This is a genomic window from Sphingomonas sp. GC_Shp_5 (genome assembly GCF_026540855.1).
GTDB lineage: Bacteria > Pseudomonadota > Alphaproteobacteria > Sphingomonadales > Sphingomonadaceae > Sphingomonas.
Map to the genome: position 1 here is coordinate 149,314 of NZ_JALNUP010000006.1, position 20,406 is coordinate 169,719.

Consider the following 20,406-nt stretch of genomic DNA (forward strand, 5'->3'; position numbering starts at 1 on the left):
GACAGCGGAAAATGCCTGGGTCGTCGTTTTCGGTCCGTTCAGGCGGCGCGGCTCACCGCGGTCTGCTCGGCGCAGCGGTCGAACAAGGCTTCGATCCGGTCCTCGGCGAGTGGTCGGCTGAACAGATAGCCCTGGATGCTGCTGCACCCCTGCCCGCGCAGCCGCGCGAGCTGGTCGTCGCTTTCCACGCCTTCGGCAGTGGTCTCCATGTGCAGCGCCTCGGCAAGCTGCACGATCGCGCGCACGATCGCCGCAGCACTGTCGTCATAAGCCACCGCGGTGACGAACGAGCGATCGATCTTGATCTTGTCGAACGGGAACTTGCGCAGGTAGCTCAGCGACGAATAACCGGTGCCGAAATCGTCCAGCGCCACCCGCACGCCCATGTCGCGCAACCGGTGCAGCATCGCCACCACCGGCCCCTCGCCGTCGAGGAAAACCGATTCGGTGATCTCGATCTCGAGTCGTCCCGGCGCCAGTCCGCTCTGCGCCAGCGCCTGGAGCACGATGGTCTGGAAGCCGGTGTTGCGGAATTGCAGCGGCGAGACGTTGATCGCGATCCGCACGTGATCGGGCCATTCGACGGCGGCGCGGCAGGCTTGGTGAAGAACCCACTCGCCGATCGCGACGATAAGTCCCGTCTCCTCGGCGACCGGGATGAACTCGGTCGGCGGCACGCGGCCGCGATTCGGATGATTCCAGCGCAGCAGCGCCTCGAAGCCGCTGATCGCATCGTCCTTGAGCGCCACGACCGGCTGGAAGTTGAGCTGGAATTCGTTGTTCTTGAGCGCCTTGCGCAGGTCGAGTTCAAGCTGCCGACGCTTGCGCGCAGCCTCGTCGAGGGCCGGCTCGAAGAAGCGGAAGGTGCCGCGGCCATCCTGTTTGGCGCGGTATAGTGCGAGATCGGCGTTCTTGAGCAGCAGGTCAGGATCGTCGCCGTCGACCGGGCCGATCGCGATGCCGATGCTGGTGCCGCTGGCGATCACATGGCCTGCCGCCTGCAACGGCTCCTGCAATGCGTCGACGATCTGCTGCGCGAGCACACGCGGTCGGTCGGCCAGGAAGCCGTTGGCGAGGACGATGGCATATTCGTCACCGCCAAGACGCGAGACCATGCCGTCGGGCGCCATCTCCACCAGCAACGCACCGATCCGCCGCAGCAGCGCATCGCCCACCGGATGGCCGAGCGTGTCGTTGACGCCCTTGAAGCCATCGAGATCGAGGCACAACACCGCCACCTCGCCCCCGGTCCGCGCCGCGCGCGCGATCGCCTGCTCGAGCGCCTGGCGGAACGACACGCGGTTGGGCAGCCCGGTCAACGAATCGTGAAACGCCAGATGGGTGATGCGATGCTCGCGCTCGACGATCTCTGCCGACATCCGGTTGAAGCTGTCCGCGAGCCGGCCGATCTCGTCGGCTCCTTCCACCGGCACCTCGGTGTACTCACCGGCCTCCAGCGCCTTGGCGGCGCGATCAAGCACCGCGATCGGGCGGGCAATGCTGCTCGCCAGCCGGCCGCTGGCGAGCAGCACCAGGATCAGCCCCATCAGGCCGGCAAGCCCGATGCCGATCTGCAGCGGGCGGTATTGCGCGAGCGCCGAGCCATGCGGATAGCGGATCAGCAGCGCCGCCGAGGCCTCGCCACCGGGACCATGGAGCGGCTTCACCAACGCGAAGGCAGCGCCACCGGGCAGATCGAGCGTCGTCAGCGTCCGCCGGCCCATCGACTCGCGTACCAGCCGGTCGAGCTGGGGATTGGCCGGGATTGAACCGTCCGCGGCTGCCCAATGGTCGGTCGCGGTACGTTGCAGGATCGTCGCGGTGAGCGGGATGGCGGACAAGCGCTCCAAGCTACGCATCTCGCCGCCGTCGAGGCGGATTGCAAAAGCGACCCAGCCGATCTCGGTTGGCGCGAGGATCGGCGACAGGATGATCCGGTACACCGCGCCGTCGACGCTGATCACCGCGTCGCGCCGCCCGTCGGCGAGCACGAACGGCAATTGGCCCACCGCCGCCGCCAATGGTCCATGGACGCCGATCACCGCGCCATCCTCGTCCACCACCATCGCCAGCGGCACGCCCGCGCGATTGCGCAGGCTTACCAACGCGCTGTCGATGGTCGATCGATCGCCGCTGGCGATCGCGCTGCGGAAGCCGAAATCATGCGCCAGCACGTCGGCGGCGCTCGCCAGCGATCGCTCGCGCAGCGCCCACAACCGGTCGTACACCGTCCCGCTCGCCGACAGTTCGGCCATCACCGAGGTTCGTGCCGCGTCCTGGACGATCACCTGGGTCACGCCGGCAATGCCGATCAGCGCCACCCCGAACAAGGCGGCGTAAAGCACGGCGAGCCGCGTCCGCAGCGAGCGGAAGCGCAACCGCGACCAGATGGGCGGCATCGTCAACGCTGGATCGCGACGGTGGTCGCCAGCCCGGCGGCGGCGATGGTCTTGGGCTGGGCAAGCATGTTGCCCGCGGCGCGGATCGATGGGTGCCAGACCCTCAGCGTTACCACGCCTGTAGGCACGCCGGTGAGCGCGACTCGCCCCGCGGCATCGGTCACGCCGGCATAGGGCGTCGTCGTCACATAGACGAAGCCGCTCATCTGGTCATGGATGTTGCAGCCGAGCGCGACCACCCCGGGCTTGTCGAATGTCACCGCGCGCTGATCGTCGCGGCCATAGAGCTTGAGGTCGAACTTGCGCGGCTTGGAGAAGGAATAGACGTGGTGGCGCACCTTGTCGCGATTGGGAAAGCCCACCGACGCGCCGACCGGCACCACCAGCACATGCGGCTCGAACGCGATGTCACGCTGCTGGACCATATAGGATCCGCGCGGCACCGCCACGGGTCCGCCGGGCACCTCAACCGACACCACCGCATCGGCGAGCGGCCTCCCGTCGGGACCCTTGACGATCACCGTGACCGGCGCCGCGGCGGCGATCGCCGGCAGCAGGAGCCCGGCAGCGATCAGCCATCCGGCGGCAACGATAGAGGTCGGGGAGCGAGCCATCCCCGGCCTGTAGCTCAACGTCGTTTACCGTTCGTAAAGGTGGGTTTTACCGGCTGGCAACCACAGCCCGGCTAATCAGGTCGGCGATGACGCGGATCCTAACCTACGATAGAATAATGGCAATTTCGTTGCTGGCCGCCACAATGCCGGCTGCGCCGGCGCTGGCCGAGGAGCATCGCGCCGGCGGCAAGCTGCTGCTTACCAACGGCGTCTCTACCGTAGACGGCGCCGCCGGCGGCGGGCTGGCCAGCTGGGCGGTGATCGCCGGTAACGAGACCCGCGACGGCATCGGCGGCAGCGCCCATGCGACGCTCGTCGCACTGCCCGATTTCACCCTCAAGAGCTATGGCGCCGCGGTCGGCGTGTTCGATCGGCTGGAGGTCTCCTACGCTCATCAGAGCTTCGACACCCGCGCGGCCGGCGCTGCGCTCGGGCTCGGCCGCGGCTTCACCTTTGCGCAGGACGTGGTCGGCGCCAAGCTGCGGATTGCGGGCGACGCGGTCTGGGCGCAGGACAGCCTGCTGCCGCAGATCAGCATCGGCGTGCAGCACCATATTGCCGACAAGGCGGCGGTGATCCATGCGGTCGGCGGCCGCGAGAGCGAGGGCACCGACCTCTATGTCGCCGCCACCAAGCTGCTGCTCGCGCAAAGCCTCGTCCTCAACGGCACCGTCCGCTTCACCAAGGCCAACCAGTTCGGCCTGCTCGGCTTCGGCACCGACGGCCGCAACGCCCGCACCGCGCAATTCGAAGGCTCGGCGGGCTACATGCTGTCGTCGCGGCTGGTGATCGGCGGCGAGTATCGCACCAAGCCCGATCGGCTCGGCTTCGCGCAGGAGGACGATGCCTATGACCTGTTCGCCGCCTGGGCGGTGCAACGCCACGTCTCGCTTACCGCCGCCTATGTCGATCTCGGCGACATCGCCACCGTCAAGAACCAGCGCGGGCTGTTCCTGTCACTCCAGACCGCCTTCTGAAGGAATGATCGTGTCGATCCTGCTCGCCCTCGCCCTTGCCGCTCAGGCCACGCCGCCGGGCGAGGAACCGGTCGCGCCTTATCCTCACAGCAACGCCAATGCCGGCGCCACGCCGTTCGCGGGCACCGGCATGTGGCGTGCTTTCCATGGCAAAGACGGTGTCGACCGGCTGATCGACCGCTTCGTCGCCCGCAACGCCGCCGATCGGCGCATTGCCGACATCTTCCGCAACCAGGATCTGATCCGCCTGCGCCGCGTGCTCAAGGAGCAGTTCTGCTACATTCTGGGCGGCGGCTGCGCTTATTCGGGGCGGACCATGAAGGAGGCGCACACCAACATGGGCGTGCAGATGGCCGACATGGGTGCGCTGGTCGAAAACCTGCAATGGGCGATGCGCCAGGAGCAGGTGCCGTTCGCGGCACAGAATCGCCTGCTCGCGAAACTCGCGCCAATGAAGCGCGACGTCGTCCAGCGCTAGGCCACCGCCCGCCTGCGGCTGCAGGAGCACGACGCATCGTCCGTGCTGACAGAGTTGAATTGGTCGGGGCGACAGGATTCGAACCTGCGACCCCCACACCCCCAGTGTGATGCGCTACCAGGCTGCGCTACGCCCCGACCGGCTGGCGACCCGCGAGTAGCTCGCCGGTCATCCAGAAGGCGGGCCTCTAGGCCGGTGTCGGCAGCGATGCAAGCGCGGATCGGCGAGGCGCCCGTGATTGGCCGCGATTGGCGGAATGATTGCGCGCGCGGCCCACCAATGCTAGCGCGCGACGCTTCACGGGCGGGGACATTTTTCCTGCCGATCAGCCATGCACGGACAAGATGATCATCTCCCCAGCTTATGCCCAGGTCGCAGGCGCCACCGGTGAATCGAGCGGTTTCGCTTCGATCATTAGCCTTGCGCCGCTGTTCCTGATCTTCATCGTCTTCTATTTCCTCATGATCCGCCCACAGCAGCGGCGCATGAAGCTGCTCCAGCAGTCGGTCGAGGCGGTGAAGAAGAACGACACCGTGGTCACCGCCGGCGGCATCGTCGGTAAGGTCACCAAGGTGGAGGACGGCTTCGTCGAGGTCGAGATCGCCGCCAACACCCGGGTCCGCGTGGTCAAGTCCACCCTCACCGAGGTGACCAGCCCCAATTCGAAGCCGGCGAACGACTGATGCTCGATTTTCCTCGCTGGAAGGTCGTCTCGATCTGGACGCTGCTCGCGGTGCTCTGTGCGCTGGCGGTCCCGAGCTTCCTGCCCGAACGCATCACCAACAGCTGGCCGATCCACCCGCGGATCAACAAGGGCCTCGATCTCGCCGGCGGCAGCTACCTGCTGCTCGAGGCCGATACCCAGGATCTCGCCAACAGCCGCATCGAGGCAATGCGCGACCAGATCCAGGGCGCGATGCGCAATGGTACGCCGCGGATCGCGATCGGCGACATTTCGACGCGCGGCAACCAGGTGACCTTCCTGCTGCGTGATCCTTCGCAGGTGGATGCGGCGCGCGAGCGGCTGCTCGGCATCACCGGCGGCGGCGCCGGGATGACCGGCCAGCGCGAGTGGGACATCACGGTGGTCGACACCAGCCGGTTCGTCGTCACCCCCACTCAGGCCGGCCTTACCCAGGCGGTCAAGACCGCGATGGCCGACGCTCGCGAGGTGGTCCGCCGCCGCATCGACGAGCTCGGCACCCGCGAGCCGACCGTCGTTGGCCAGGGCGACAACCGCATCGTCGTCCAGGTGCCCGGCCTGCAAAACCCGCAGGCATTGAAGGATCTGCTCGGCAAGACCGCCAAGCTCGAATTCAAGCTGGTCGACACCAATGCCAATCCGGCGGATCTCGCCAAGGGCATCGCCCCGATCGGCAGCCAAGTGCTGCCTTATCCGGGCAACCCTGCCGGGCCGCCGTTCATCGCGGTCAAGCGCGGCGTGATCATCTCCGGCGACCAGCTCGCCGATGCTCGCCAGGCCTACGACCCACAGACCAACCTTCCCAACATCACCATCAACTTCAACGCCGATGGCGGCAATCGCTTCGCGCGGGTGACGCAGCAGAACGTCAACAAGCCGTTCGCGATCATCATCGACAATAGCGTGATCTCGGCGCCCAACATCAACGAGCCGATCCTCGGTGGCTCGGCCTCGATCTCGGGCAACTTTACGGTCGAGAGCGCCAACCAGCTCGCCATCGCGCTGCGCTCGGGCAAGCTGTCGGTCAACCTCAAGGTGATCGAGGAATCGACTGTCGGCCCGGATCTCGGCAAGGACTCGATCCGCGCCGGCATCCTCGCCTGCTCGGTCGCCGTGGCGCTGGTCGTCGCCTTCATGTTCCTGACGTACGGCCGGTTCGGCCTCTATGCGAACCTAGCCGTGATCATCAACGTGTTCGTGATCCTCGGCGTGCTCGCGGTACTCCATGGCACCCTCACCCTGCCCGGTATCGCCGGTTTCGTGCTCACCATCGGTACCGCGGTCGACGCCAACGTGCTGATCAACGAGCGCATCCGCGAGGAACGCCGGCGTGGCCGCTCGGTCGTTCAGGCGGTCGAGCTCGGTTATAAGGAAGCGAGCCGGACGATTTTCGAGGCCAACATGACCCACGGCATCTCCGGCGTGATCATGTTCGTGCTCGGGTCGGGCCCGGTGAAGGGTTTTGCGGTGGTGCTGCTGATCGGCATCATCACCTCGGTGTTCACCGCGGTCACCTTTACCCGCATGCTCGTCGCTTTGTGGATCCGCCGCAACAAGCCGAAGACGATCAACATATGATCGGCACAGCATCAGCCCCAACAACGTCACCCCAGCGCAAGCTGGGGTCTCGTGCGGCAGTAGCGGCGCAGGAGCCGCGAACGACCCCGGCGTTCGCCCGGGTGACGGCTTTTTTGATGGAAGCTCCCGGCACACGCCGGGGCGACGGGTTTAGCTCATGAAACTGCTCAAGATCGTCCCCGACAACACCAACATCGATTTCGTCCGCCTGCGCGGGATCGCCTTTGGGCTGACCCTGCTGCTCAGCGTGCTCGCGATCGGCCTGGTCGCGGTAAAGCACCTCAACTTCGGCGTCGACTTTGCCGGCGGCCTGATGATCGAGGAAAAATTCGCGACCACGCCCAACCAGGACCAGGTTCGCAGCGCCGTGGATCGGCTCGGCGTCGGCGACGCCTCGCTTCAGTCCGTCGGTGACGGCAAGACGCTGACGATCCGCCTCCCGGTTCAGAAGAGCGCCGATGAGGGTGCGACCAACGCCGTCGTCAAGAAGGTCGAGGGCGCGCTGGCCCAGCAATTCCCGGGCGCCACTTTCTCGCGCTACTCCACCGTCTCAGGCAAGGTCTCGGGCGAGCTGATTGAGCATGGCGCGCTTGCGGTGGTCCTCGCCATCCTCGGCATCGGCCTGTTTGCGGTGGTCCGCTTCGAATGGCAGTTCGGCGTCTCCACCATTGTCGCCATCGTCCACGATCTATTGATGACGCTGGGCTTCTTCGCGCTCACCGGGTTCGAGGTCGATCTCAACATCGTTGCGGCAGTGCTGACGATCATCGGCTATTCGATTAACGACAAGATCGTGATCGACGACCGGATCCGCGAGAACATGCGCCGCTATCGCAAGATGGAGATGCGCGAGATCATCAACCTCTCGGTCAACGAGACGCTCCCGCGTACCGTGATGACTTCGGTGACGATCCTGCTCGCGCTGGTCGCGATGCTGTTCCTCGGCGGCCATGTGCTGCGCGGCTTCACCGCCGCGATGATCCTCGGCATCGTCGTCGGCACCTATTCGTCGATCTACGTGTCGTCGTCGCTGCTGATCACCCTTGGTCTGCGCGCCGATCCCCGCCCTGCCAAGGGCGGCGACCGGTCGATCGACAATGCCGAGCGGGTCGGGCCGCGGGACCGCTGAGATGCGGATGAGCGAGGATTCGCCCCCCTCGGGCGGCCCGATCGTCCGCGCCTTCGCCGGCACCGGCTTCCGAGTCGGCGAGACCGCGCACCGCGCACTGCTGATGACGGTTGAAGCCGCGACTGACTGGGCGCCGCCCGCGCTCGGCGATCTCGCGATCGAGCATCTGCCATCGCTGGTCGCGATGCAGCCCGAGTTCATCCTGATCGGTACGGGCGCCACCCTGGTCCGCCCGCCGGTAGCGCTGGTGAAGGCGCTGGAGGCCCGCCGCATCGGCATCGAGGCGATGGACAGCCGCGCCGCCGCCCGCGCCTGGGGCGTGCTGCGCAACGAAGGTCGCCAGATCGCGGCCGCGCTCTACCCGCTCGACGCCTGACCACGCGCCACCAGCCGGGCGAGATGCTCTGCCAGTGCCGTGGCATTCGCTTCCCAGCTGAACCCCGCCACCGTCTCCCGCACCAACTCCGGCGCGGGCGGCCTGGCCAGCACGTCGGCGATCGCGCCGGCAAAGGCGGTCGGATCGCGCCTCACCACCCGCCCGGCGGCCCCGCTTGTCACCACCTCGCGCGCGCCACCTGCATCGGTGATCACGATCGGCGTCCCGCAGCTCAGCGCTTCCACCCAGGCGTTGGCCAGCCCTTCCGAGGCCGAGGCCAGCGCCATCAAATCCGCCGCCGCGACCAGGTCTGGCATCGCAGCATGCTGCACCGGGCCGACCAGCCGCACCCGGTCCGAGATGCCCAGCCGTGCCGCTAGCGCCGCCAGCCGGCCCTGCTCAGGCCCCTGCCCGGCCACGATCAGCGTCACGCCTGGCAGCGTTGCCACCGCCTCGATGACGATGTCATGCCCTTTGCGCGGGATCAGCGCGCCGAGCGACAGCACCAGGGGCCCGGCGACGCCCAGCGCCTGCTTGAGCACCACCCGATCGCCAGGGCAGAAGCGATCACGGTCGATTCCCGTGTGGTGAACGCGAATTTTTGCTCCCGGCATGCCGAGCGCGACCATGTCCGCCCGCATCGCCTCGCTCACCGCGAGCAACCCGTCGGCGGCTTGCCCCGCCGCGAGCACCTGACGCCGCGTCACCGCCGCCCGCCCCCAATGATGAATATCCGCGCCGCGCGCCTTGATCGACACCGGCACGCCATAGCGCCGCCCGAGCGCCACCGCGGCCGGGCCGTCGGGGAAAAAGAAGGACGCATCGATCACGTCGAAGCCGGCATCGTCGCGGATCGCATCCAGCACCGGCACCAGCGCGCGCTCGAGTAGCCGGGCATGCCAGCGCCCGCCGGTCGCCGACACGGCGGTGAAGCGCGGTCGGTGGACATCGAGCCCCTTCCAGCGCTCGCGCGTCGGCACGTCGAGCAGTGCGGGGCGGAGCAACCGCGTCAACGGCGTCGGTGGCAGGCCGATCGGCGCCACCACCGTCACCTTCACCCCCGGCCGGGCGGCGAGGCCGAGCGTCTGGCGCTCGACGAACACACCGAAATTGGGCCGGGTGGCGTCGGGAAACAGGGTCGACAAGGTCAGGATGCGCAGCATGGTCCGCGCATCATAGCCCCTGCCGGTTAACGCCTGCTCCTGTGGTCACCACAGGCCGCATCATCGACAGGGGCGATCCGAATCAGATCCGAGTCACGCCCGGATAGGCGAACAGTACATCGGCATCGGCGCTGGTCGTCACCGTCTCGCTGCCGGTCACCGTCACGCACTCACCCGCCTTGAACGCGACGCCGCCGACGTCACCCGATCCGGTGATCGGCACGATCCAGGCGGTCTTGCCCTCGGGCAGCGCCACGGCATGCGTCCCGGCAGTCCAGCGCTCGAGCACGAACTTCGGGCCCTCGACCAGAATCTTGCGGTCATCGCTGACAACGCCAGGCGAGGTGATCGGCTGGTACGGCGTCAGATGTGAGACCGCGACGCCGTCCTTGAGGTGCAGCTCGCGATCGCTGCCGTAATCGTACAGGCGATAGGTCGTCTCGGAGTTCTGCTGCACCTCGATCAGCGTCAGTCCGCCGCCGATCGCATGGATCGTCCCCGAGGGCGCGTAGTAGAAGTCGCCGGCCTTCACCGGCACCCAATCGAGATCCTCCTCGATCGAGCCGTCCTGCGCATCGGCGCGCAACTTGTCCTGCGTGATCGGCGCCTTGGGCCCGAGCGCGATCGTCGAATCGTCCGCGGCGGCCAGGATCGTCCAGCATTCGTCCTTGCCGCGGGGCAGGCCGCGGGCATGCGCCTCTTCGTCGTTGGGATGCACCTGCACCGACAGCTTCTGGCCGGTGAACAGGTATTTGATCAGCAGGTCGGGCGTGGTGTCGCCCGGCTCCTGGAACCAGATCTCGCCGATCGGGTCGCCGCCGGCAGGCGCGTCCTCGAAGCCGAAGCCAAGGTCGTGCCGCCCCCAGGGTTTTTCGACGCGATGGGTGTGGAGCAGCTTGGCGGGCATGAGAATCCTTTCGTGGGTCGCGAACGCCGAACGCGTAACGCGGGGGATTGTTCGCCGCCACCCCCTTACGCTAAGAGCAAGGCCGATGCGTATCCCCCAGTCCAAGGCGCTGTCTCTCGCGCTGATCGCCGCCGTTGCGTTCCCCATCGCCGGCTGCGCCCGCAACCGTGCCAAGGGGGACACGCCTTATGTCGCCCGCGACGTCGGTACGCTGTACTCGACGGCGCGCCGCCGGCTGGATCAGGGGCGCTACAAGGAGGCTGCGATCCTGTTCGACGAGGTCGAGCGCCAGCATCCCTATTCGGTCTGGGCCCGCCGCGCGCAGCTGATGAGCGCGTTCAGCTATTATCTCGGCAACGATTACACCCAGTCGATCCAGTCCGCGCAGCGCTTCCTGTCGGTCCACCCGGGCAACCGTGATGCACCTTACGCTTATTATCTCGTTGCGCTGAGCTATTACGAGCAGATCAAGGACGTCACCCGCGACCAGAAGATCACCCGCCAGGCGCTCGACGCGCTCGGCGAACTCACCCGCCGCTACCCGAACACGCGCTACGCCTCGGACGCGCGGCTCAAGATCGATCTCGTCAACGATCACCTCGCCGGCAAGGAGATGGAGATCGGGCGCTTCTACGAGACGCGCGGCCAGTGGCTCGCCGCCTCGATGCGCTTCCGCACCGTGATCGACCAATATCAGCAGACCACGCACACGCCCGAGGCGCTGATGCGCCTCACCGAGACCTACCTCGAGCTTGGCGTGCCCCAGGAGGCCCAGCGCGCCACCGCAGTGCTCGGCCACAATTATCCCGGTACCGACTGGTATGCCCACGCCTACAAGCTGATGCAGGAGCATCCGCCCAAGGCCGTTGCCGCGCTCGCCCCCGGGCAGGAAGCGGTTCCGCGCGGCACGCCGGGCTCGCTCGGCACTCAGGGCAACGCGCTGCCCGGTTCGTCCGGCACCGCGACGCCGACCGCGGAGGCGCCCGGCGCGCCGACCCCGGCAAGCCCCAGCGGCGGCGCCGGCAGCACGGCGCCGATCACGCCCGCCGGTACCACGCCCACGACCTGATTTCCCAAGAACGAGCGGCCAAACACAACTTTCGTCATCCTGAACTCGGTTCAGGATGACGAACTGACGTACGCCGGCACCGTTTAACGATCATCATTCCGCACGATCGGAACGTTTAGGGATCAACATTGCCGCGCGGCACGCTATATCGGCCACGATGCTGACCGCGCTGGCCATTCGCGACGTCGTCCTGATCGAGGCGTTGGACCTTGAGTTCAGGGCCGGACTCGACGTGCTCACCGGGGAAACCGGCGCCGGCAAATCGATCCTGCTCGATGCACTGGGCCTCGCGCTCGGCGGCCGCGGCGAAACCGGACTGGTGCGCCATGGCGCCACCCAGGCGGTGGTCACCGCCACCTTCGATCCGCCCGCTGGCCCGATCGCCGCCTTGCTCGAGGACAATGGCATCGAGCTCGAGCCCGGCGAGCCACTGCTGATACGCCGCATCGTCAAGGCCGACGGCGGCAGCCGCGGCTTCGTCAACAATCAGCCCGCCGGCGCTGCGCTGCTGCGCGAGATGGCGCCGATGCTGGTCGAAATCCACGGGCAGCATGACGATCGCGGCCTGCTCAACCCCCGCGGCCATCGCGCGCTGCTCGACAGCTTCGGCCGGGTCGATCCAGGCGACACCGCGCGCGCCTGGGCGACGCTGCGCGCCGCCGAGGCCAGGCTGGCGGACGCCCGCGCCGACATCGACACCGCCGCGCGCGACCGTGAGTGGCTCGAACACGCCGTCGGCGAACTCACCGCGCTCGCCGCCGAGCCCGGCGAGGAGGAGGCGCTCGCCGACAAGCGCCGCTCGATGCAGCGCGCCGAGAAGATCGCTTCCGAGCTGGAGGCGATCGACGACTATCTCGAAGGCTCTGACGGCGGCCTGGCCCAGTTGCGGCAGGCGGCGCGGGTGCTCGAGCGGATCGCCGAGGACCACGCCTCGCTTGGCGAGGCGCTCGCTGCGGTCGATCGCGCGATGATCGAGGCGACCGCCGCCGAGGACAGCCTGCGCGAGGCGCGCCGCGACCTCAACTACGACCCCCGCGCCCTCGAGGATGACGAGACCCGCCTGTTCGAGCTGCGCGCGATGGCGCGCAAGCATCGCGTCCAGCCCGACGATCTCGCCGCGCTCGCCGAGGAGCTGACCGCGCGGCTCGAGCGACTCGAGGCCGGCGAAGGCGGCATCGCCGTGCTCGAGACCGCGGTCGCCGCCGCCCGGGCCGATTACGATGCCGCGGCGTCGATCCTCTCCGCCCGCCGCCACGCCGCCGCTGAGCGGCTCGATGTCGCGGTCGCGGGCGAGCTCGCGCCGCTCAAGCTCGATGCTGCGCGCTTCCGCACCAGTGTGGTCGACGTCGGCGCCGAGGGCTGGTCAGGCGCGGGCAAGGACCGCGTCGAGTTCGAGATCGCGACCAACCCCGGCGCCCCATTCGCGCCGCTCGCCAAAATCGCCTCGGGCGGCGAGCTGTCGCGTTTCATCCTCGCGCTCAAGGTCGCGCTTGCCGAAGTCGGCGGCGCCGCTACGATGATCTTTGACGAGATCGACCGCGGCGTTGGCGGCGCGGTGGCGAGCGCCATTGGCGAACGCCTCGCGCGGCTAGCCGAGCGCACCCAGCTGCTGGTCGTCACCCATTCGCCGCAGGTCGCCGCCCGCGGCGCCGAGCATCTGCTGATCGCCAAGAGCCACGACGGCACCGTCACCCGCACGGGCGTCCGCGTCCTCGCCGAGGCCGAACGCCGCGAGGAAATCGCGCGCATGCTGTCCGGCGCGACGGTCACCGACGAGGCCCGGGCCCAGGCAGACCGGCTGCTGGAAACGGCGTAATCCAGCTTCGTCGCGTGCAGCAACACCAGACCGTCGCCCCAGCGAAAGCTGGGGCCTCCTCGCCCAACGGCCGAACCGCGCGCCGGCAGGAGATCCCGGCTTGCGCTGGGATGACGGTAATCGGCCTACGCCACCCCGGTGCCCCCGGTCGCGCCGAACAGGCTGCCGCTGGTGAAGCTCATCGCCGGATCCGCCAGCGTCACATACAGCCCGGCAAGCTCCGCCGGCTGCCCGGCGCGGCCGAGCGGCGTGTCCTGGCCGAACTTGCCCATCTCGCCCGGCAACTGGCCGCCGGCGACCTGCAGCGGCGTCCAGATCGGCCCCGGCGCCACCGCGTTGACGCGAATACCCTTCTCGGCGAGCTGCTTGGCGAGCGCCTTGGTGAAGATCAGGATGCCGCCCTTGGTGGTGGCATAATCAAGCAGCTCCTTTTCCGGGCTCACCGAATTGACTGAGGCGGTGTTGATGATCGACGCGCCCGGCTTCATCAGCGGGATCGCCGCCTTGCACAGGTGGAACATCGCATAGAGGTTGGTCTTCATCGTCCGGTCGAACTGCTCGAAGCTGATCTCGAAGATCGACGCCTTGGACTGCTGGTAGGCGGCGTTGTTGACGAGAATGTCGAGCCCGCCGAGCTCGCGGTTGGCGCGCTCCACCAGGTCGCGGCAGAACTTCTCGTCGGTGAGATCGCCCGGGATCAGCACCACCTTGCGCCCCTCGGCGCGCAGCAGCTTGGCGACGTCCTGCGCGTCGGGCTCCTCGGTCGGATAATAATTGATCGCGACATCGGCGCCCTCGCGCGCGAATGCGATCACCGCGGCGCGACCAATACCCGAATCACCGCCGGTGACGAGCGCCTTGCGCCCGGTCAGCCGGCCCGACCCCTTGTAGCTGCGCTCGCCGCTGTCCGGCACCGGGCTCATGTCGCGCTGCAGGGCGGGCCATTTCTGGCGCTGCTCGGCGAACGGCTGCGAGGGATATTTGGTCTTCGGATCGGCGAGTGGCTGCGCGGTCTGGGCAAACGCCGGCGCCGCGGCGGCGGCCATCCCGGTCACGGCGGCAACCTTCATCACGTCCCGGCGGCTGGCTCCATCGGTCATGCGCATTCTCCATCTGTTTTGCAGGGAAAAGCGATCGGGGCGGGCCAAATATCCCGCGTCGCGCGTATTAATGCTTGATCCAGGTCAACGGGGTCCGTCGAGGAGAAGCGCATGATCGGCACGACGAGCCCGTCCCCGATGCTACGTCAGGGCCACCACTCGCGTATGGCGCGGGCGATGCGGCCGCTCGGCGGCGCGATGATGCTGGTTTCCGCCGGCGCCTTCGTCCTGATCACGCTGCTCGCGGTCGATACGCTGCTGCGCCACGCCAGCGCCGGCGGGCTGCTGCTCGCCTGGTGCCTCGCCGCGCTGGTCGCCGCCGGGCGCAACACGCTGAAGTCGATCGAGGCGATGAGCGCCTTCGCGTGCCGGCCGATGCTGGAGGTGATGATCCTCTCCGCGGTGGTTGTCGCCGCTTACCCGGGCTGGTGGCTGCACCGATAACGCGCCCTCTTGCCGACCCCGCCGCGCCTACCCTACCCCGCTGAACGATGACCGCCGCGCTCCCTCCCGCCGATCAGGCCGCCGCTGAACTTGAAGCGCTTGCTGCCGAGATCGCGCACCACAACCGTCGCTACCATCAGGACGATGCCCCCGAGATCAGCGACGCCGACTATGACGCGCTGGTCCGCCGCAACGCCGCGCTCGAGGCCGCCTACCCTGATCTGGTTCGCGCCGATTCGCCAAGCCGCCAGGTCGGCGCCGCGCCGGCCGGGCACCTCGCCAAGGTCGCCCATGCCCGCGCCATGATGAGCCTCGACAACGCCTTCTCCGACGAGGAGGTGGAGGAGTTCGTCGTCCGCGTCCGCCGCTTCCTGCGCCTCGCCGATGACGAGCCGGTCGCGCTTACCGCCGAAACCAAGATCGACGGCCTGTCCTGTTCGCTGCGCTACGAGGCCGGCGTGCTGGTCCAGGCGCTCACCCGCGGCGACGGCCAGGTCGGCGAGGGCGTCACCGAGAATGTCCGCACCATCGCCGACATCCCGAGCCGTCTCGCCGGTGACGCGCCGGACGTGTTCGAGATCCGCGGCGAGGTCTACATGGCCAAGGCCGATTTCGCCGCGCTCAACGCGCGCCTGCTCGCCGAGGCGATCGACCCCGCCAAGGCGCGCCAGTTCGCCAATCCCCGCAACGCCGCCGCCGGCTCGCTGCGCCAGAAGGACGCGCGCGTCACCGCCAGCCGGCCGTTGCGCTTCTTCGCCCATGGCTGGGGCGAGACCTCGGCGATGCCCGCCGACACCCAGGCCGGTGTCGTCGCCGCGATCCAGGCCTGGGGCCTGCCGATCGCCGAGGGCTTCACTCGCGCCGAGACCGCCGCCGACGCGCTCGCTGCCTATCGCGCGATCGAAGCCCGTCGCGCCGATCTGCCGTTCGACATCGACGGCGTCGTCTACAAGGTCGATCGGCTCGATTGGCAGGCCCGGCTCGGCCAGGTCGCCAAGGCGCCGCGCTGGGCGATCGCGCACAAATTTCCTGCCGAACAGGCACAGACCACCTTGCGCGCGATCGACATCCAGGTCGGCCGCACCGGCAAGCTGACGCCGGTGGCGCGGCTGGAGCCGGTCACCGTCGGGGGGGTGGTCGTCACCAACGCTACCCTCCACAATGCCGACGAGATCGTCCGTCTCGGCGTCCACCCCGGCGACCGCGTCGTGATCCAGCGCGCCGGCGACGTCATCCCGCAGATTGCCGAGAACCTCAGCCGCGACGAGGCACGCGAGCCCTGGCCCTTCCCCACCCATTGCCCCGAATGCGGGTCCGCCGCCGAGCGCGAGCCCGGCGAGGTCGACTGGCGCTGCTCGGGCGGGCTGATCTGCCCGGCGCAGCGCGTCGAGCGCCTCCGCCACTTCGCCTCGCGCCACGCGCTCGATATCGAAGGGCTCGGCATCACCAACATCGAAAGCTTCTTCCGCGACGGCCTGATCGCCACCCCCGCCGACATCTTCCGCGTCACCGAGGCGGCCTTGCTCGCCCGCGAACGCTGGGCCGAGGTGTCGGCGCGCAACCTGGTCGCCGCGATCGACGCCAAGCGCGCGCCATCGCTCGACCGCTTTCTGTTCGCGCTCGGCATCCGCCACATCGGCGAGATCACCGCGCGCGACCTCGCCCGCCGCTGGACGAGCTGGGCGGCGCTGACCGAGATGATCGGCCGCGCGATCGAGGTTCGCGATGCCACCCCGCCCGCGCTCGGCGAAGCGCCCGACAAGCATCTCGCCCGGATGGCCAAGCTGCTCGCCGCGGTGGTGGATACCAAGCAGGTCGGCCCCGAGGTCGCGCTCGCGCTGGTCGACTTCTTTGCCGAGCCGCACAACCAGCAAGCAGTCGCCGACCTGCTCAGCCAGGTGACCCCGTCCGACCTGTTGTTCGAGACCCGCGAATCGGAAGTCAGCGGCAAGACCCTGGTGTTCACCGGCACTCTCGAGACCCTCAGCCGTGACGAGGCCAAGGCGCAGGCCGAGGCCTTGGGCGCCCGCGTGTCCGGCTCGGTGTCGGCCAAGACCGACCTGGTCATCGCCGGCGCCAATGCCGGCTCCAAGCTGAAAAAAGCCGCGGATCTCGGCGTGCGGGTCATCAGCGAGGCCGATTGGATCGTCATGGTCGCGGCCACGCAGTAGGTAAGCGAACGTAACCTAACTCGTGTCTTTTTTGCAACGCCGCGACGTCGAGTTACATATCCCCAAAATCGCTGGTGAATCTGTCACGGAATGGAAATATCCGCCGGGCAGGGGCCGCAGCAACGGCACAGCCGGTTACGAGTCACGCGTGGCTTAAACCGGCGGTCAAAGGGGAAAACTTCAATGCGTAACAATTTGTTCCTGGGCGTCGCAGCGGTAGCGCTGATCGCCCCGGCAGCGGCATCCGCCCAGGAAACCACGTCGTCCATCCGTGGGACGGTCACTAGCGGCGGTGCAGCCGTGACTGGCGCCAACATCACCGCAACGGACGTTAAGTCGGGCACGCGCTCGACGACGACCACCGACTCGAGTGGCGCCTTCACCATCGCTGGCCTGCGCGCTGGCGGTCCCTACACGGTCGAGGTCTCGAGCGTCCAGGGCACCACCAGCGTTACCGACATCTATACGGTCGTGCAGCAGGCTTATGCCCTGCCGATCGACCTGGCGGACACCAGCGGCGGCAGCGGCGGTGCTGACATCGTCGTCACCGCGTCGAACATCCGCGGCGCCGGCGTGCGCTCGGATGGTCCGCAGACCATTCTTACCCAGGAAGACGTCGCCAAGGTCGCCTCGGTGAACCGCGACGTGCGCGACGTCGAGCGCCGCGATCCGTTCGCCAACATCGATCGCGCCAGCAGCGGCGACCGGGGCGGCGCCGTCGCCTTCGCTGGCGTCAACTCGCGCTACAACCGCTTCACCATCAACGGTGTGCAGGTCGGCGATACCTTCGGCCTCAACCAGGACGCGAGCCCGACCAACCGCGGACCTATCCCGTTCGACGCAATTGGCCAGGTCGCGACGTCGGTCGCTCCCTATGACTTCCGCCAGTCGGGGTTCCAGGGCGGCGCGATCGACGTGACGCTGCTCAAGGGCACCAACGAGTTCCACGGCACCGGCTTCTATTCGCAGAACACCGATGGCCTCTCGGGCGACCAGATCGGCTCCAACAAGATCATCACCCCCAAGTACAAGAGCGAGACTTATGGCGCGCGCCTGAGCGGCCCGATCATCAAGGACAAGCTGTTCTTCATGGTCGCCGCCGAGCGCAACACCGATCCGCGTCCGTTCAGCACCCTCGTCGCGCAGATCCCCGGCCTAACGCAGGGCGCGATTGACAATGTGGTGAACCTCACCGATGCGTCGACCCGCTACGCCTCGGTCGATCCGGGCAACTCGCTTGTGGTCAACCCGCGCAAGGACGAAAAGATCGTCGGCCAGATCGATTGGAACATCACCGACCGCCAGAAGCTGTCGCTGTCATACGTCAATGCCTATGACTCGCTCGTCAGCCAGAACAACACCTCGTTGTCGGCATCGACACCCAGCTACGGCCTCAGCTCGAACGCCTACGCGCTTACCGAGCTGCTGCGCGCCGGCATCGTCCAGTTGAACTCGGACTGGACCGACAAGTTCTCGACCGAGATCCGCGGCCTCTACAAGTATCAGGAGCGTGGCCAGGAGCCGCTCAACGGCCGCACCTCGGGCCAACTCGGAGTCTGCATCGATCCCACGTCCGCCGGCTCGACGACGACCTGCACCACCGGCGTGCCGCGCATCTTCTTCGGTCCGGACAATTCGCGCCAGACCAACCAGCTGTTCTTCGACACCTGGGGCGGCTCGATCATGGCCCGCTATCGTGCTGGCTCGCATGAAGTGAAGTTGCTGGGCGAGGTCACGCAAAACCGCACGTTCAACAACTTCGTGCAGAACAGCCTCGGCTCCTGGTACTTCGATTCGCTCGCCGATTATCAGGCAGGTCGCGCCAATCAACTCGTCTACGCGGCCGAGATCAACGGCCCGGGCAGTGCCGCCGCCGACTTCCGCTACACGCAATATACCTTCGGTTTCCAGGACGATTGGCAGGTCAACCCCGATCTGACGGTTACCTACGGCACGCGCTACAGCATGTATGCGATGGACGATTACCCGATCTACAATCCGTACTTCCAGGCACGCTACGGCTTCCCGAACACCAAGACCTATAAGGGTCTGGATCAGATCGAGCCGCGCATCAGCTTCGCTTTCCGCCCACGCGGCATTTTCAACGGTCTGAAGCTGCGTGGCGGCGCCGGTATCTTCGGCGGTGGGTCGCCCGACATCTACATGTCGAACAGCTTCTCGAACACGATCACCACCAACTCGCTGACCATCAACCGAGACGCGACCTGCAACACCGCGGGCTCGACCTGCGACCTGGCGCTCAACAACGTGACCGGCGTGGTGCCGGCGGCTCTGCAGACGGTTGCCTCCAACGTGACGGGCAACACCAGCCTGCCGCGCACCAATACCGGCGCGCTTGACCGTGATTTCCACCTGCCGCGCTCGCTCAAGGCGACGCTGTCGGGTGACTATTCCTTCATGGGCTTCAACATCGGCCTCGATTATTATTATTCGAACACGATCGACGCCGTGGTCTTCACCGATGCCCGTTCGGTGGTGATCGGCCGGTTGCCCGACGGCCGCCCGCGCTATGGCAACATCGCCGGCCCGGCTGGCTTCAGCGACAATAACTACGACATCCTGTCCACCAACACCTCCAAGGGCCGCAGCCACATCGGCGTGATCCGCATCGACAAGACCTTCGACTTCGGTCTGTCGCTGGGTGGCAGCTACACGCTGCAGGACGTTCGCGACGTCAGCAACGCGTCGTCGTCGACGATCAACTCTAACTATCGCTTTCAGGTGCTGAGCGATCCCAACAACGCCGTGCTGGGCACGTCGGATCAGCAGACGACCTGGTCGTTCAAATATTCGGTTGGATACCAGCACGCGTTCTACAAGGATTATAAGACGACGCTGCAGCTCTTCGGCGAGACCCGCGCGGGCAAGCCGTACAGCTTCACGATGAACGACCAGACGGCCAACCGATCGCCGGTGTTCGGCACGGTGCTGACCGCCAATCAGTCGACCAATCTGCTGTACGTGCCGACCGGCCTCAACGATGCCATCGTCAGCTATGACTCGACTGCCACGCAAAACTCGCTGGACGCCCTCATCAACGGCACCAGCCTCCAGAAGTATCGCGGCAAGATCGCGGCGAAGAACATCGCTCGCAGCCGCGCCAACACCGTCATCGATCTCCACCTCGAGCAGGAACTGCCGACGTTCATCGGTGGGTCGCGCGTGTCGCTGTTCGCCGACATTAACAACTTCACCAACCTGCTCAACAAGAACTGGGGTGGCCTGCGCCAGGTCAGCCCGACCTTCAACGACGCGACAGCGGGCGTCATCACCGTGCAGTGTCTCACCACTGCGGTAGCGACGGGTGCCACCCCGACGTCGGCACAGATCGCCGCCAATTCGGCTCAGCCCTGCGTCCAGTATCGCTACTCGGCGTACGTCGCTCCGAATGACAAGGCGATCAACGTGTCGCAGTCGCTCTACACCATCCGTCTCGGCGCCCGCTTCACCTTCTAACGACG

General features: G+C 67.2%; 16 protein-coding genes and 1 tRNA gene. 11 read left to right on the forward strand and 6 right to left on the reverse strand.

Going from position 1 to position 20,406, the window contains the following annotated elements; translation table 11 throughout:
- Positions 1-38 precede the first annotated feature (38 nt).
- Both OXR60_RS07005 and OXR60_RS07010 read right to left on the reverse strand, forming a co-directional pair.
- The gene (locus tag OXR60_RS07005; RefSeq protein ID WP_267395084.1) at positions 39-2,399 is read right to left on the reverse strand and encodes an EAL domain-containing protein; all 2,361 of its coding nucleotides are present in this window, start codon (positions 2,397-2,399) and stop codon (positions 39-41) included.
- Between the two features lie 2 nt (positions 2,400-2,401).
- Positions 2,402-3,013 carry a methylamine utilization protein gene (locus OXR60_RS07010; RefSeq protein WP_267395085.1) on the reverse strand — a complete coding sequence of 204 codons (612 nt, stop codon included), beginning with the start codon at positions 3,011-3,013 and terminating at the stop codon, positions 2,402-2,404.
- 116 nt (positions 3,014-3,129) lie between these two features.
- Here OXR60_RS07010 and OXR60_RS07015 point away from each other — a divergent pair, with 116 nt between their 5' ends.
- Together OXR60_RS07015 and OXR60_RS07020 are read left to right on the forward strand one after the other, a co-directional pair.
- Positions 3,130-3,990, forward strand: a complete 861-nt coding sequence (locus OXR60_RS07015; RefSeq protein WP_267395086.1) for a DUF3034 family protein — start codon at positions 3,130-3,132, stop codon at positions 3,988-3,990.
- Between the two features lie 4 nt (positions 3,991-3,994).
- On the forward strand, positions 3,995-4,468 hold the full coding sequence (locus tag OXR60_RS07020; RefSeq protein ID WP_267395087.1) for a group 1 truncated hemoglobin: 474 nt from the start codon (positions 3,995-3,997) through the stop codon (positions 4,466-4,468).
- 60 nt (positions 4,469-4,528) lie between these two features.
- Here the strand turns inward: OXR60_RS07020 and OXR60_RS07025 are convergent.
- A tRNA-Pro gene (locus OXR60_RS07025) sits at positions 4,529-4,605 on the reverse strand.
- A gap of 207 nt (positions 4,606-4,812) precedes the next feature.
- On the opposite strand from OXR60_RS07025, the gene yajC reads away from it, so the two are divergent.
- The 4 genes from yajC (at position 4,813) to OXR60_RS07045 (ending at position 8,254) form a co-directional block, all read left to right on the forward strand.
- Complete coding sequence (gene yajC, locus OXR60_RS07030) at positions 4,813-5,151, forward strand: preprotein translocase subunit YajC (RefSeq protein WP_267395088.1); 339 nt, start codon at positions 4,813-4,815, stop codon at positions 5,149-5,151.
- Complete coding sequence (secD, locus tag OXR60_RS07035; protein WP_267395089.1) at positions 5,151-6,749, forward strand: protein translocase subunit SecD; 1,599 nt, start codon at positions 5,151-5,153, stop codon at positions 6,747-6,749. Before yajC ends, secD begins: the two co-directional genes overlap by 1 nt.
- A 157-nt stretch (positions 6,750-6,906) precedes the next feature.
- Complete coding sequence (secF, locus tag OXR60_RS07040; protein ID WP_267395091.1) at positions 6,907-7,878, forward strand: protein translocase subunit SecF; 972 nt, start codon at positions 6,907-6,909, stop codon at positions 7,876-7,878.
- A gap of 7 nt (positions 7,879-7,885) precedes the next feature.
- Positions 7,886-8,254, forward strand: coding sequence for an MTH938/NDUFAF3 family protein (locus tag OXR60_RS07045; protein WP_267395092.1), 369 nt, complete (start codon positions 7,886-7,888; stop codon positions 8,252-8,254).
- Here the strand turns inward: OXR60_RS07045 and OXR60_RS07050 are convergent.
- Both OXR60_RS07050 and OXR60_RS07055 read right to left on the reverse strand, forming a co-directional pair.
- Positions 8,236-9,417 carry a glycosyltransferase gene (locus OXR60_RS07050; RefSeq protein ID WP_267395093.1) on the reverse strand — a complete coding sequence of 394 codons (1,182 nt, stop codon included), beginning with the start codon at positions 9,415-9,417 and terminating at the stop codon, positions 8,236-8,238. The genes OXR60_RS07045 and OXR60_RS07050 overlap by 19 nt on opposite strands.
- Positions 9,418-9,499: 82 nt before the next feature.
- Positions 9,500-10,324, reverse strand: coding sequence for a class I mannose-6-phosphate isomerase (locus OXR60_RS07055; protein ID WP_267395094.1), 825 nt, complete (start codon positions 10,322-10,324; stop codon positions 9,500-9,502).
- An 85-nt stretch (positions 10,325-10,409) separates the two neighbouring features.
- Between OXR60_RS07055 and OXR60_RS07060 the strand changes: the two genes are divergently transcribed.
- Together OXR60_RS07060 and recN are read left to right on the forward strand one after the other, a co-directional pair.
- A complete protein-coding gene (locus tag OXR60_RS07060) occupies positions 10,410-11,393 on the forward strand; it encodes an outer membrane protein assembly factor BamD (RefSeq protein ID WP_267395095.1) in 984 nt (327 codons plus the stop codon).
- 157 nt (positions 11,394-11,550) lie between these two features.
- A complete protein-coding gene (recN, locus tag OXR60_RS07065; protein WP_267395096.1) occupies positions 11,551-13,209 on the forward strand; it encodes a DNA repair protein RecN in 1,659 nt (552 codons plus the stop codon).
- A gap of 125 nt (positions 13,210-13,334) precedes the next feature.
- Here recN and OXR60_RS07070 read toward each other — a convergent pair whose 3' ends face one another.
- Complete coding sequence (locus OXR60_RS07070; protein ID WP_267395097.1) at positions 13,335-14,309, reverse strand: SDR family oxidoreductase; 975 nt, start codon at positions 14,307-14,309, stop codon at positions 13,335-13,337.
- 111 nt (positions 14,310-14,420) lie between these two features.
- Here OXR60_RS07070 and OXR60_RS07075 point away from each other — a divergent pair, with 111 nt between their 5' ends.
- From OXR60_RS07075 to OXR60_RS07085, 3 genes are all read left to right on the forward strand, one after another.
- A complete protein-coding gene (locus OXR60_RS07075; protein ID WP_267395098.1) occupies positions 14,421-14,753 on the forward strand; it encodes a hypothetical protein in 333 nt (110 codons plus the stop codon).
- 47 nt (positions 14,754-14,800) lie between these two features.
- Positions 14,801-16,924 (forward strand): NAD-dependent DNA ligase LigA, encoded by a 2,124-nt coding sequence (gene ligA / locus OXR60_RS07080; RefSeq protein WP_267395099.1) that lies wholly within the window; start codon positions 14,801-14,803, stop codon positions 16,922-16,924.
- A 183-nt stretch (positions 16,925-17,107) separates the two neighbouring features.
- Complete coding sequence (locus OXR60_RS07085; RefSeq protein ID WP_267395100.1) at positions 17,108-20,401, forward strand: TonB-dependent receptor; 3,294 nt, start codon at positions 17,108-17,110, stop codon at positions 20,399-20,401.
- Positions 20,402-20,406: the final 5 nt, after the last annotated feature.